The organism is Sphingomonas panaciterrae, assembly GCF_036890205.1.
GTDB classification, from domain to species: Bacteria; Pseudomonadota; Alphaproteobacteria; order Sphingomonadales; family Sphingomonadaceae; genus Sphingomonas; species Sphingomonas panaciterrae.
In genome coordinates this window covers 203,568-216,112 of record NZ_JAKNQR010000002.1, presented here as the reverse complement: position 1 = coordinate 216,112, position 12,545 = coordinate 203,568, and the positions used below count along the sequence as shown (strand labels likewise).

Annotated in this window: 11 protein-coding genes and 1 tRNA gene; 8 read left to right on the top strand and 4 right to left on the bottom strand. The window is 65.8% G+C overall.

Annotated elements, in window-relative coordinates; all coding sequences use genetic code 11:
* The first annotated feature begins 128 nt into the window (after nucleotides 1-128).
* Together L8F96_RS07940 and L8F96_RS07935 are read left to right on the top strand one after the other, a co-directional pair.
* A tRNA-Leu gene (locus L8F96_RS07940) sits at nucleotides 129-215 on the top strand.
* Between the two features lie 45 nt (nucleotides 216-260).
* Nucleotides 261-776, top strand: a complete 516-nt coding sequence (locus L8F96_RS07935; RefSeq protein WP_334655723.1) for a biliverdin-producing heme oxygenase — start codon at nucleotides 261-263, stop codon at nucleotides 774-776.
* 38 nt (nucleotides 777-814) lie between these two features.
* Here the strand turns inward: L8F96_RS07935 and L8F96_RS07930 are convergent, their stop codons facing one another.
* The 3 genes from L8F96_RS07930 to L8F96_RS07920 form a co-directional block, all read right to left on the bottom strand.
* The gene (locus L8F96_RS07930; protein WP_334655722.1) at nucleotides 815-2,950 is read right to left on the bottom strand and encodes a histidine kinase dimerization/phosphoacceptor domain -containing protein; all 2,136 of its coding nucleotides are present in this window, start codon (nucleotides 2,948-2,950) and stop codon (nucleotides 815-817) included.
* Between the two features lie 81 nt (nucleotides 2,951-3,031).
* Nucleotides 3,032-4,027, bottom strand: coding sequence for an NAD(P)H-dependent flavin oxidoreductase (locus L8F96_RS07925; RefSeq protein ID WP_046410742.1), 996 nt, complete (start codon nucleotides 4,025-4,027; stop codon nucleotides 3,032-3,034).
* A gap of 156 nt (nucleotides 4,028-4,183) precedes the next feature.
* The gene (locus L8F96_RS07920; protein WP_046410740.1) at nucleotides 4,184-5,551 is read right to left on the bottom strand and encodes an acyl-CoA dehydrogenase family protein; all 1,368 of its coding nucleotides are present in this window, start codon (nucleotides 5,549-5,551) and stop codon (nucleotides 4,184-4,186) included.
* Nucleotides 5,552-5,641: 90 nt separating this feature from the next.
* On the opposite strand from L8F96_RS07920, the gene L8F96_RS07915 reads away from it, so the two are divergent.
* The 6 genes from L8F96_RS07915 to L8F96_RS07890 all read left to right on the top strand — a co-directional run bounded on the left by L8F96_RS07915 (nucleotide 5,642) and on the right by L8F96_RS07890 (nucleotide 11,264).
* Nucleotides 5,642-6,658, top strand: coding sequence for a phosphotransferase family protein (locus L8F96_RS07915; RefSeq protein WP_334655721.1), 1,017 nt, complete (start codon nucleotides 5,642-5,644; stop codon nucleotides 6,656-6,658).
* The gene (locus L8F96_RS07910; RefSeq protein WP_052742602.1) at nucleotides 6,655-6,999 is read left to right on the top strand and encodes a DUF6285 domain-containing protein; all 345 of its coding nucleotides are present in this window, start codon (nucleotides 6,655-6,657) and stop codon (nucleotides 6,997-6,999) included. The genes L8F96_RS07915 and L8F96_RS07910 overlap by 4 nt, the downstream gene beginning before the upstream one ends.
* 140 nt (nucleotides 7,000-7,139) lie before the next feature.
* A complete protein-coding gene (locus L8F96_RS07905) occupies nucleotides 7,140-8,324 on the top strand; it encodes an acyl-CoA dehydrogenase (RefSeq protein ID WP_334655720.1) in 1,185 nt (394 codons plus the stop codon).
* Between the two features lie 10 nt (nucleotides 8,325-8,334).
* Complete coding sequence (locus tag L8F96_RS07900; RefSeq protein WP_334655719.1) at nucleotides 8,335-9,444, top strand: CaiB/BaiF CoA transferase family protein; 1,110 nt, start codon at nucleotides 8,335-8,337, stop codon at nucleotides 9,442-9,444.
* Nucleotides 9,445-9,532: 88 nt separating this feature from the next.
* Nucleotides 9,533-10,654: a CaiB/BaiF CoA transferase family protein gene (locus tag L8F96_RS07895; RefSeq protein WP_334655718.1), complete on the top strand. Its 1,122-nt coding sequence runs from the start codon at nucleotides 9,533-9,535 to the stop codon at nucleotides 10,652-10,654.
* Between the two features lie 73 nt (nucleotides 10,655-10,727).
* The gene (locus L8F96_RS07890) at nucleotides 10,728-11,264 is read left to right on the top strand and encodes a (2Fe-2S)-binding protein (protein WP_046410733.1); all 537 of its coding nucleotides are present in this window, start codon (nucleotides 10,728-10,730) and stop codon (nucleotides 11,262-11,264) included.
* Here L8F96_RS07890 and L8F96_RS07885 read toward each other — a convergent pair.
* Nucleotides 11,251-12,510: an MFS transporter gene (locus L8F96_RS07885; protein WP_334655717.1), complete on the bottom strand. Its 1,260-nt coding sequence runs from the start codon at nucleotides 12,508-12,510 to the stop codon at nucleotides 11,251-11,253. The genes L8F96_RS07890 and L8F96_RS07885 overlap by 14 nt on opposite strands.
* Nucleotides 12,511-12,545 lie beyond the last annotated feature (35 nt).

Sequence of the window (12,545 nt, the reverse complement as noted above, 5' to 3'; positions counted from 1 at the left end):
CCCGTTCATTCCCGCGGCGACCACCGTTGCGTAGCGCCAGTGGCCAAGCCTGACGATAAAGTGGGAACGAGCCTGATCGCGGGCTGGACGGGCACGCCCAGTTCATGCCAAAGGCGCCCTCCGGACACGCGGGTGTGGCGGAATTGGTAGACGCAGCGGACTCAAAATCCGCCTCTGGCAACAGATTGTCGGTTCGAGTCCGACCACCCGTACCATAGACTGGCTCGACGCCGGCCTCCCGATCAGGCATCGCGCCGGCAATGTCTGCCATTTCCCTGCTTCGTACCGCCACCGCCGCCGCGCATGACTCGGTCGATTCGGCCTTTGCGGGCTACGACTTTGCCGATCCGTCCGAATATCGCGCGATGCTGCTGGCGCATGCCCGCGCGCTGCCGACGGCAGAGGCGCGCGCGGCGCAGATATGGCGCGCGCTTCGTCGTCGCACGCCGTTGCTCGCCGCTGACCTTGCGGCGCTGGGCGCCAGCGTCGATCTGCGGATTGAGACCGCCTCCGGCGGCGAGGCGGCGGCATGGGGCGCCCTATATGTGGTGGAGGGATCGCGGCTCGGCGGCGGTATCCTGGCGAAGCGCGTCGGCGCCGGCCTCCCGCACGCCTATCTGTCGGCGGTGCATCAGCCAGGCGAGTGGCGCACGATCCGCACTGCGATTGATGCGGCCGCGGCGCCGCAGGACGAGGCCTGGCACGCCGCCATGATCGCCGGCGCGCTCGATACCTTTGCCTTGTACGAGGCGGCCGCCCGCGTCCCCGCCATCTGACACGATCGCACCACCCGGCGCGGCGCGACCGTCCCCCGTCAGTCTGTGTCGTCCTCGATCGGCGCGGTCAGGATCGCGCGCAGGCCCGGGCTGTTGTCGGCATGATCGAGCGTTCCGTTCAGCCGCCCGATCACCGCCTGCATCATCCGGCTGCCGAAGCCGACGCGGTCGCCCGTCACCCCGACGCCATGATCCGCGACGATCAGGCGGAAGCGGTTGCGATATTGCTCCAGTGAAATGTCGATCGGCCCGGTGCCGCCCTCATAGGCGTATTTGGTCGCGTTGATGACCAGTTCCGACGCCACCAGCCCGACGCTGATCGCGCGATCGGTGGGGATCAGCAACGGCGTCAGGTCGATCGTCATCTGCGAAGCCCATTCCTGGCCCAGTGAGCCGCGCAGATCCTGCACCAGTTCATCGAGATAGCGGGCAAGATCGACGGTCTCGATCTGGTCGTCACGATATAGCCGCCGGTGCACCAGTGCCACCGCCGACAGGCGCGAGCGCGCCTCGATCAACTGGTCGGCGACCTGGCCCGGCCCCGCATCACGCGCCTGGAGCGAGAGAAAGGCGGAGACGAGCTGAAGGCTGTTCTGGACGCGGTGGTCCACCTCCTTCATCAGCACGTCCTTCTGCGCCAGCGCGTTGTCCTTGTCGGCGACGGCACGCTCCAGTTCCTGGAACAGCCGCTGCCGCTCGCGCGAATCGCGCGCGTCGCGGAAAGCACGCCGCAGGCGATGCGTTGCCTCCACCTGCTCCAGCGTCCAGCGGCGCGAGCGTCCGCGCACCGTCTCACGCCACGATTCAAACGACGCGCGCGGGGTCAGCGTCGCCTGTGGGTCATGGCCGACGCCCTTGTGCGGGTTGCCGGCCCATTCAATCTCCTCGACCTGCTCGGCGCGGAACCACAGGATGGTCGCATTCTCTTCCGGCACCGACACCGCGAGCAGTCCGCTGGCCTTGTCCGCATAGTCCTGGGCGGGCGGATACTGGCTCGGCAGCATGTGGGTGACATAGGCTTCGGTCGTGTTGCGCTCGCCCAGCCATTCGGCAATCGCCTCGATCTCGCTCTTCGACGGGCACCGGCCGTAGCAGTCGACACCTTTGGGATGGACCAGCGCCACGCCGTCGGCGTCCAGCATCCGCTGCAGATCATCGTGCCGGTCGCTCACCGCGCGCGTGAGCGGCGGCTTCAGCGCGGGCACCAGCGAATCCTCCGCCGCGCGCAGTGCCAGCCGCTCGCGATAGCTTTCGGCTTCTTCCTTGGCGCGGATCTGCCGTGCGAGGCCACCCGACAGCGTCGTCGCCGCCATCCGGATATCGATCGGCATCAGCTTGGCGGTGCGGTGATGACAGGCGATCAGGCCCCACAGCACCCCATCCTTGACGATCGAGATCGACGCGGACGCGCCCACATCCATGTTGCGCAGGTAATCGACATGGATTGGCGACACGCTGCGCACCGATACGTCGCTGAGATCGGTGCCGCTATATTGCGCCGGTCGGATCGGCGCGGGCGAATAGCCGACATCGGGGATCACGCGCGCGCGGTTGCGCACGTAGAGCGCACGCGCCTGACGCGGAATGTCCGCTGCCGGAAAGTGATGGTGCATGAAGGTGCCGAGCGCGGGGTCCCGATCCTCGCCAACGACACGGCCCGCCTCGTCATCAAGAAAGCGGTACACCATCACCCGGTCGAAACCGGTCAGCGCGCGAAAAGCGGTGGCGGCACGTGCACACAGCATCTGGAGATTGCTCGCGCGCTCAAACCCCGCAGCGATCACGTCCATCCACGACAGGATGTCTCCGGCCAGCAGCGGCTCGGTGCCGGTCGGCTCCAGTTCGACGATCACCTGGTCGGCGCCGCGATGGATCGCTACGTCATAGGCGCGATCGTCGATGATCAGCGGCGTGCCGCGGATCGTGCCTCCCGGCCCGGCGATCGGATTGTCCAGCCGCGCGGCGACGTCCTGCGCCAGCAATTGCTGGAGCGGTGCGTCCAGCCAGTCGGTGCCGAATACCTCTTCCAGCGCGCCGGCCCCCGCCAGGACGCGCAGCGTTTCGGGATCAGCGATGAGCAGCAGGCCATGCGGCTGGATGGCTCCGGGAATGTGGATCGGCTCGCGATCACATTCCGTCAATTCGGGCGCGGCCCGCTCGCTTAAGCTCGCCATGACCTTCCCTTGAACCCGTAAAGGAAGGTCAAATGCCTGTTCCGAACGAACCGCGCAACTGATCGAAATCAATAACCTTTGTTACTCCGCAGCTTCCGCATAGCGGCTGATCATCGACTGCAGCCGGCCCTCGATGATCTGCTCCGCCTCTGCCACGATACGGTCGACCAGTTCCTTCACCGTCGGCACGTCGTGGATCAGGCCCTGCACCATGCCGGCCGACCAGATGCCGTCCTGCGTGTCGCCATTTTCCATCGCTGCACGGCCGCGCGCGCCCGCCACCAGATGCTGGATATCCTTGAACTCGGCGCCACCCTTGCGCTCGATCGCCACGACTTCCTGGCTGACCTTGTTCTTCATCACCCGCGCCGTGTTGTGCAGCGTGCGGAAGATGAGGTCGGTCGCCCGCTCATCATTTTCGACCATCTGCTGCTTGAAGCTGTCGGGGATCTGCGCCTCCTGCGTGACGCAGAAACGCGTGCCCATGTTGATGCCGTCGGCACCCAGCGCCAGCGCGGCGACGAGGCCGCGTCCATCGCCGAAGCCGCCCGAGGCGAGCATCGGCACCTTGATCTTGTCGGCGGCTGCCGGGATCAGGATCAGGCCGGGAATATCGTCCTCGCCCGGGTGGCCGGCGCATTCGAAACCGTCGATCGAGATCGCGTCCGCGCCCATCCGCTCGGCCGACAGTGCGTGGCGGACCGCGGTGCACTTGTGGATCACCTTGATCCCGTGCGCCTTGAAATCGTCGATATGCTCCTGCGGCTTGTAGCCGGCAGTCTCGACCACCTTGATCCCGCCTTCGATGATCGCGCGGCGATATTCGGCATAGGGCGGCGGCGTGATCGTCGGCAGGATCGTCAGGTTCACGCCGAACGGTTTGTCGGTCAGATCCTTGGTCCGCTGGATTTCCTTCGCCAGATCCTCCGGCGTGGGCTGAGTCAGCGCCGTGACGAAACCGAGCGCACCGGCATTCGCGACGGCGGCGACGAGATGCGCCTTGCCGACCCACTGCATGCCGCCCTGCGCGATCGGATAGTCGACCCCGAACGCCTCGGTGAACCGCGTCTTGAGCATTTCCCTCTCCCATGGGCGCCTCGTCGGGCGCGCTAACGTAACAGATGTTATGCCGATCGCGGCGGGGCCGCAAGTCCGCTCGGCGCGCGGTTGGCCCGCCCCGCCAGCTGCCATGCGCACCAACGCGCGGCGGCAGCGGCGGGGGCGGTCCGTCGATCAGAACACGCTGCCCAGCGCCTGCTTGCCCGAACGCGGCCGGATCTGGCTGTTGCGATAGTCGACATCGCTCCAGTCGAGTTCCTTGAACTCCTGCCGGCGCGGCCCGAGGTAGCCGAACAGGAAGGCCGCCACCTTGCGCATCTGGATTTCCTCCGCGCCTTCGGTGATGCGATAGCGGCGATGGTGGCGGTAGATGTGCTCGAACGCCTTGTGGCGCGAATAGCCGATGCCGCCATGGACCTGCATCGCGCGATCAGCCGCCTCGCAGCAGAGGCGATTGCCCCAGTAATTGCACATCGACACCTTGTCCGAGAGGCGCTTTTCCACCTCATGGTGCGGCATCTGGTCCATTTCCCACGCCGTCTTGCGGATCAGCAGGCGAAGCATCTCGGCCTGGGTGGCGAGCTCCACCAGTGGGAACTGGATCGCCTGGTTGCGGGCGAGATCCTCGCCGAACGGCTTGCGCTGCCGGGCGTAGCGGATCGATTCCTCGATGCAGTAAGTCGCTGCGCCCAGCGATGACGCGGCCTGGCGGATGCGATTCTCGTGCACGAACGCCTGGGCGACGGGGAGGCCGTTTTCCGGATCGCCGAAGATCGTCGTCTCCGGCACCCATACGTCCTTGAAGCTGACGCGCGGGTGATCGGTCGGCATGTTGAAGGTCCAGAGATATTCCTCGATCTGGACGCCCTCGTCATCGGTCGGCACCAGGAAACAGGTGATGCCCTTCGCCGCGCCGTCATCGCCGCTGGTGCGGGCGAACAGCGCGCAATGCGTCGCGACGTGCATCCCCGTCGTCCACATCTTCTCGCCGTTGATGACATAGCCCGGCACGCCGTTGCGAGATTCCGGCACCGCGCGCGTTTCCATATGGGTCGCGTCGGAGCCGTGATACGGCTCGGTCAAACCGAAGGTCACCCGGCGGGTGCCGTTCAGCGTACCGGTGATGAATTCCTCCTTCTGCTCCTCGGTGCCGAAATCGTCGAACATCTTGGCGAACGGGTTGTTCGCCACGATGCTGTGTTCGGTCTGCAGATCGTTGTGGAGGCCGAGGCCCTTGGCAGCGAGATATTCGCGGATGACGCACATCCACAGGTTCGACCCGCCCTTGCCGCCGAACTTGGGATCCATCGCGAAGCGCAAATGCCCCGCCTTGTCGGCGCGGCGCTTCGCCTCGCGCATCAGCTCTTCCCATTCGTGCCGCGGCAGGCCGCCGGCCTCGAAATCGGTCCGCGCATATTCGCGGCGGTGGTCGAAGAAGCGGACGTTATCGTCGGCATCCTCCAGCGGCTTGATCTCCGCCTCGATGAACGCATCCAGCTCCTTGAGATAGTCGAGCAGATCCTGCGGCAATCCGAAATCCATGGCCCTCTCCCGAATTAAGTCGACTCTTTTAACTTGCGTAGCGGCCTCTCACGGATTTTAAAGCCCCTAATTCAAACAAGCCGAGGGGCGATGGCGGAGAGGCTTTCGAAAGACGAGTTGGCGCGGCGACTGTCCGCGCTTGCACCGCGCATGGCCCCCGGGGCTGAGCGGGTCGAGAATCTGGTACGGCTGACCGGCGGCGCGAGCATGGAGACATGGGCGTTCGATGCGGTGGGTGAGGGGGAGGCGAAGACTCCGCTGATCCTTCGCCGCCGCACGCGGATGGTGATGAACTCCGCCGTCTCCAAACCGCCGCTGCGCCGCGAGGCGGAGGCGATCGCGCTTGCCGTTGAGGCGGGGGTTCCCGCCCCGATCGTCACCTATGTCTGCGACGAGGAGGCCGACGGGCTGGACGAGGCCTATGTCATGCACCGCGTCGCCGGCGAGACGCTGGGCAAGAAGATCACCAGCGATCCCGCCTTCGAGCCTGCGCGCGGCAAGCTTGCGCGGCAATGTGGCGCGGCGCTCGCCCGCATCCACTCGGTCGCGCCGCTTGATGGCCTCGACCAGACCGACGCGGAGACTACGCTCGCCAATTACGAGGCAACATGGCGCGCCGCCGGCGCGGTACGCCCGACGATCGAGGCGGCATTCCGCTGGCTGGAAAAGCGCCTGCCGAAAGAGAAGGTGACGTCGCGCTTTGTCCACGGCGATTTCCGCAACGGCAACATCATGGTCGATCCGAATGACGGCCTCGTCGCGGTGCTCGACTGGGAGCTGGTGCATGTCGGCGACCCGGCCGAGGACCTGGGCTGGCTGTGCACCAACAGCTGGAAGTTCGGCCGGCCCGACCGCTACGTTGGCGGCTTCGGCGATGTGCAGGACCTGCTCGACGGCTATGCCGAGGCGGGCGGCGAGCCGATCAGCGCGGCGCGAGTCGATTTCTGGTCGATGCTCGGCAGCCTCAAATGGGGCGTCATGACGATGGGCATGTACGCAAGCTTCGCCTCGGACCCCAGCGCCGGGCCGGAGCGCGGCGTGATCGGCCGGCGCCTGTCGGAGACCGAGGCGGACATCGTGGCGATCATCGAAAGGAACGCGGCATGATCACGCACCCGACCGCGCAGGAACTGGTGGCGGGCGTCGCGCAATGGCTGCCGGTCGATGGCAGCGCGAGCGTCTTCGGGCTGCGGGTGGCGCGCAACGCGCTGGAGATCGCCGCGCGCGACATGGCGCTCAGCCCGGCGGCGGACGCCCGGGCGGTGGAGCGGATGCGTGCGCTGCTGCACCGCGACGGCACCCGCGACGAGCTCGACGCCGCCTTGGTCGCCGCGATCCGCAGCGGCACGATCGCCCCCGATGATCCCGCGTTGGTCGCGCATCTGAAGGCGACGGCGCTCGATACGATCGCGATCGATCAGCCCAAATACGCCCATACGCTTGGCTGACTCGCTCCAGCCGCTATAGCCGCTCCTGACACCGCTCACTGCGGGCTGCCGGCGCGCGCTTCTCGTCAATCCAGTATTGGCATGAAGCGCGCGGCCGGCGACCGCGATCGGGGCGGACCAGCTTTTAGGTGGAGCAGATTATGGCCGGCATGGGCGCGTTCGATTGGGCGGATCCTTTTCTCCTCGACGAACAACTGACCGAGGATGAGCGGATGGTGCGCGATACCGCGCGTGCCTATGCCGAGGAAAAGCTCGCGCCGCGCATCATCGACGCTTTCGCCAACGAACATACCGATCCGGAAATCTTCCGCGAAATGGGGGCGCTCGGCCTGCTCGGCCCGACGGTGCCGGAGGAATATGGCGGCGTCGGCGCGTCCTATGTCGCTTACGGCCTGGTCGCGCGCGAGGTGGAGCGGATCGACTCGGGCTACCGCTCGATGATGAGCGTGCAGTCCAGCCTCGTGATGTACCCGATCCATGCCTATGGCTCCGAGGAGCAGAAGCGGAAGTATCTGCCCAGGCTGGCCAGTGGTGAGTGGATCGGCTGCTTTGGCCTGACCGAGCCGGACGCCGGCTCCGACCCCGGCGGCATGAAGACCCGCGCGGTCAAGACCGATGGCGGCTATCGTATTTCCGGCAGCAAGACCTGGATCTCCAACGCGCCGATCGCCGATGTGTTCGTCATCTGGGCGAAGAGCGACGCGCATGGCGGCGCGATCCGCGGCTTCGTGCTGGAAAAGGGCATGAAGGGCCTCACCGCGCCGAAGATCGAGGGGAAGCTGTCGCTCCGCGCCTCGATCACCGGCATGGTGATGATGGACGATGTCGAGGTGGGCGAAGACTCGCTGCTCCCCGACGTTCAGGGGCTGAAGGGGCCGTTCGGCTGCCTCAACCGCGCGCGCTACGGCATTAGCTGGGGCGCGATGGGCGCGGCGGAATTCTGCATGCACGCCGCGCGGCAATATGGCCTCGACCGGCATCAGTTCGGTCGTCCGCTCGCCGCGACTCAGCTCTATCAAAAGAAGCTGGCGGACATGGAGACGGAGATCGCGCTCGGGCTGCAGGCCTCCCTGCGCGTCGGTCGCCTGATGGACGAGGGACGGTTCGCACCGGAAATGGTCTCCATCGTGAAGCGCAACAATGTCGGCAAGGCGCTCGATATTGCCCGCGTCTCGCGTGACATGCACGGCGGCAACGGCATCTCCGGCGAATATCAGGTGATGCGCCACGTGATGAACCTCGAAACGGTGAACACCTACGAGGGGGCGCATGACGTGCACGCGCTGATCCTCGGTCGCGCGATCACCGGCATCGCCGCCTTCTGAGCGCCGGCCCATGAAGGAAACCCCGCTCAAGGGCATCAAGGTCGTCGAGCTTGCCCGAATCCTCGCCGGCCCTTGGGCGGGGCAGATCCTGGCCGATCTCGGCGCCGAGGTGATCAAGGTGCAAAGCCCGGCGGGGGACGACACCCGCACCTGGGGTCCGCCGTTCGTGGAGCATGATGGCGACCGCGCCGCGGCCTATTACCACGCGTGCAACCGCGGCAAGACCAGCATCGTCGCCGACTTCACGAAGCCGGAGGACGTGGCGCGGGTGAGGGCGCTGATCGCCGACGCCGATGTGGTGATCGAGAATTTCAAGGTCGGCGGCCTAGCCAAATACGGCCTCGATTACGCCAGCCTCGCGCCCGATCATCCGCGGCTCGTCTATTGCTCGATCACCGGCTTCGGCCAGACCGGGCCCTATGCCCACCGTGCCGGCTATGATTTCATCATCCAGGGCATGGGCGGGATCATGTCGCTGACCGGGGAGCCGGACGGCGCGCCGCAGAAGATCGGCGTCGCCTTTGCCGACATCATGACCGGGCTTTATGCCACGATCGGCATCCAGGCCGCGTTGATGATGCGCGCGCGCACCGGGCGTGGCCAGCAGGTCGATTGCTCGCTTCTCGACACGATGGTCGGCGTGCTCGCCAATCAGGCGGCAAACTATTTCGCCAGCGGGGAGAATCCGGCGCGTATCGGCAACGCTCATGCCAATGTCAGCCCCTATGCCGTGTTCCCGACCAGCGACGGCTGGTTCATCCTGGCGGTGGGCAATGACGCGCAATATCACCGCTTCGCCGCGATCGTCGGGATCGGGCCGGACCCGCGATGGGACACCAACGCCGGCCGGATCGAACATCGCGCGCCCTTGTTCGCGCTGATCGAGGAACGCTGCCGCGCTTTCGAACGCGACGATCTGCTCGCGAAGCTGGAGGCGGCGGGGGTGCCCGCGGGGCCGATCAATACCGTCGAGCAGGCGCTGAACGACCCGCAGGTCCAGGCACGCGGCATGGTGCTGCCCGCAAACGAGACGCGGCCGATCGCCGGCCTGCGCACGCCGATTCAGTTCTCGGACGCCGCGCTTGCGCTCGAAAAGGGGGCGCCAACGCTCCGCTCCTGATGGGCGCCGCTACACCAGCATAACTTTTGTTGTGCTCGCGTCCGCGCCGCGATACCTCTCCCTGCAAATCAGACAGGAGAGAGCATCCGTGAGCACGCCACCCCTTGCCGGTATCCGTATCGTTGAATTCGCCGGGATCGGCCCGGGCCCGTTTGCCGGCATGATGCTCGCCGATCACGGCGCGGAGGTGATTCGCATCGATCGGCCGGGCAAGACGCAGGGCAATGGCGTGGCGGAAAAGGATCCGCTGCTGCGTAGCCGCAAGTCGATCGGCATGGACCTGAAGGATCCCAAGTCGATCGCGGCCGTGCGCAAGATCGTGAAGGGGGCGGACGCCATCATCGAGGGGTATCGCCCCGGCGTGATGGAGCGGCTCGGCCTCGGCCCCGACGTGCTGCTCGCCGATAATCCGAAGCTCGTCTACGGCCGCATGACCGGCTGGGGCCAGTACGGCCCGATGGCGCCCGAACCCGGCCATGACATCAATTATATCGCCATTTCCGGCGCGCTCCACGCCTTCGGCCGCAAGGGGGAGAAGCCGACGCCACCGATCAACCTCGCGGGCGATTTCGGCGGCGGCGGCATGTTCCTCGCTTACGGCATGCTCGCCGCGCTGCTTCATGCGGCGCGCACCGGCGAGGGGCAGGTGGTCGATGCCGCGATGACCGACGGGTCGGCGGTGCTGATGACCATGATGTGGGGCTTCCGCGGCATGGGCCGGTGGAGCGACGAGCGCGGCACCAACCTGCTCGATACCGCCGCCCATTTCTACGACACTTATGAGACGAGCGACGGCAAGTTCATCTCGCTCGGCGCGATCGAGCCGCAATTCTACGCCGAGTTCCGCAAGGTAATGGGGCTCAGCGACAACAAATGGTCCGCGCAGATGGACCAGCGGCAATGGCCGGCGCTCAAGGATGAACTGACCGCCCTGTTCAAGACGAAAACGCGCGACGAATGGGTCGCAGCGTTCAAGGGCCACGATGTCTGCTTCGCCCCCGTGCTCGGGTTCGACGAGGCGTATGACGATGCGCACAACAAGGCGCGCGGCACCTTTGTCGAAGCAGGCGGCATCAAGCAGCCTGCCCCTGCACCACGCTATTCCAAGAGCAGCACCGTGGCGCCCGCGCTTGGCGGCGATCGGCAGGACGCGGCCGTGCTGCGTGACCTCGGCTTCTCGGCGGACGAGATTGCGGCGCTCGGCTATTGAGGGAAAGGCGCCACGCCGCGCTCCGGCACGGGATGGCGCTTTTCGCGCAGCGTTTTCGCGCTAAGACGCGCCCATGACGAAACTGACCGTCAACAATGAAGCCGTCGAGTATCTGCTCGATCCGGCGACCCCGCTGTTGTGGGCGCTGCGCGACGCGTCCAACCTGACCGGCGCCAAATATGGCTGCGGCACGGGCGCGTGCGGGGCATGCACGGTCGATGTCGACGGCCGCGCCGTGCGGTCGTGCCAGGTGACGATCGCTGAGGTCGAGGGCAGCTTCGTCACCACGATCGAGGGCCTGTCGCGCGATCGCGCCGATCCGGTGCAACTCGCCATGCTCGACGGCAATGTCGTGCAATGCGGCTTCTGCATCCCTGGCATGGTCATGGCAGCATCGGCGTTGATCAAGGCCAGGCGTGATCCGTCCGAGGCCGATATTCGCCGGGCCATCACCAATCTGTGCCGCTGCGGCATCTACCCGCGTCTCGTGGAGGCCATCCAAAAGGCGGCGCGCGTGGCGCGGGGCGACGAAACGATCGATGCCGGCACCCGCCCGGGGATCGACCCGGCGGAGGCCGCCCGCGCCGTCCCTGCGCTCAGTCCTCGTTGATCCGGCTGGTCACACGGGTGTCGCGCATCCTGAGGTAGATGATCAGGGAAACACCAATCATTCCCGTCACATACCAATAGAACCCGCGCTCCCATCCGAGGTCCTTGAACTTCAGCGCGACATATTCCGCCGTGCCACCGAACAGCGTATTGGCCAGCGCATAGGGCAGCGCCACGCCCAGCGCGCGAATGTTCGCGGGGAAAAGCTCCGCCTTCACCACCGCATTGATCGACGTATAACCGGTCACGATCACCAGCGCCGCCATCACGAGCCCAGCAGCGGCGAACGGGCTGCGCACGCTCTCCAGCGCGACGAAGATCGGATACGTGAACAGGCACCCCGCAATGCCGAACGCGATCATCAGCGGCTTTCGCCCGATCCGGTCGCTCAAGCCGCCAGCAACCGGCTGCAAACACATGAAGAAGAACAGGGTTGCGGCATTGATCCGGCTCGCAACTTCCCTGTCGAAGCCACTGGTATTGACCAGGAATTTCTGCATGTAGACCGAATATGCGTAGAAGGCGAGCGTGCCCCCCGCCGTCAGCAGCATCACCGTCGCGGTCTCCCGCGGGTGGTGAGTCACCAGCGTCCAGAACCCCGACTTGGGGCCGCTGCTGTTCTTGAAGCTTTCCGTTTCGACGAGCCCGCGACGGATGCGGAACACGACGATCGCGAGCACCCCGCCAATCGCAAAGGGGATCCGCCAGCCCCAGGAATCCAGGGTGCTTTCATCCATTGTGACCTGCAGGACCAGCAGCACCATGAGTGCCGTGAGCTGCCCGGCGATCAGTGTGACATATTGAAAACTGGAGTAAAAACCGCGCCGGTCACGCCCTGCCATCTCCGACAAATAGGTCGCGCTGGCGCCATATTCGCCGCCAACCGACAGCCCCTGCATCAACCGCGCGAGCACCAGCAGGCCGGGCGCCAAGACGCCGATCGTCTCATAGCCGGGCGTGATGGCGATCAGCAGCGATCCGGCGCACATCAAGGTGACCGACAGCGTCAGCCCCGCCTTGCGGCCGCGACGATCGGCATAGACCCCCATGATCCACGCCCCGATCGGTCGCATGACAAAGCCGACCGCAAATACCGCCGCCGCACTCAGCAATTGCGCGGTCTGATCCTCCGCCGGAAAGAAATGAGGCGCAAAATAGAGGGAGAAGGCCGCATAGGCATACCAATCATACCATTCGACGAGATTGCCCGTCGATCCGCCGATGATTGATTTCAGCCTGGGGTTCATGCCTTCAACCTGTCCTGACAACGAACGCGGGATTC

Bases quoted from the DNA above. Each gene is read 5' to 3' on its own strand.
- L8F96_RS07935 (WP_334655723.1), top strand. From the start codon at position 261: ATGTCTGCCATTTCCCTGCTTCGTACCGCCACCGCCGCCGCGCATGAC.
- L8F96_RS07905 (WP_334655720.1), top strand. From the start codon at position 7,140: ATGGCCGGCATGGGCGCGTTCGATTGGGCGGATCCTTTTCTCCTCGAC.
- L8F96_RS07910 (WP_052742602.1), top strand. From the start codon at position 6,655: ATGATCACGCACCCGACCGCGCAGGAACTGGTGGCGGGCGTCGCGCAA.
- L8F96_RS07890 (WP_046410733.1), top strand. From the start codon at position 10,728: ATGACGAAACTGACCGTCAACAATGAAGCCGTCGAGTATCTGCTCGAT.
- L8F96_RS07930 (WP_334655722.1), bottom strand. From the start codon at position 2,950: ATGGCGAGCTTAAGCGAGCGGGCCGCGCCCGAATTGACGGAATGTGAT.
- L8F96_RS07885 (WP_334655717.1), bottom strand. From the start codon at position 12,510: ATGAACCCCAGGCTGAAATCAATCATCGGCGGATCGACGGGCAATCTC.
- L8F96_RS07925 (WP_046410742.1), bottom strand. From the start codon at position 4,027: ATGCTCAAGACGCGGTTCACCGAGGCGTTCGGGGTCGACTATCCGATC.
- L8F96_RS07900 (WP_334655719.1), top strand. From the start codon at position 8,335: ATGAAGGAAACCCCGCTCAAGGGCATCAAGGTCGTCGAGCTTGCCCGA.
- L8F96_RS07915 (WP_334655721.1), top strand. From the start codon at position 5,642: ATGGCGGAGAGGCTTTCGAAAGACGAGTTGGCGCGGCGACTGTCCGCG.
- L8F96_RS07920 (WP_046410740.1), bottom strand. From the start codon at position 5,551: ATGGATTTCGGATTGCCGCAGGATCTGCTCGACTATCTCAAGGAGCTG.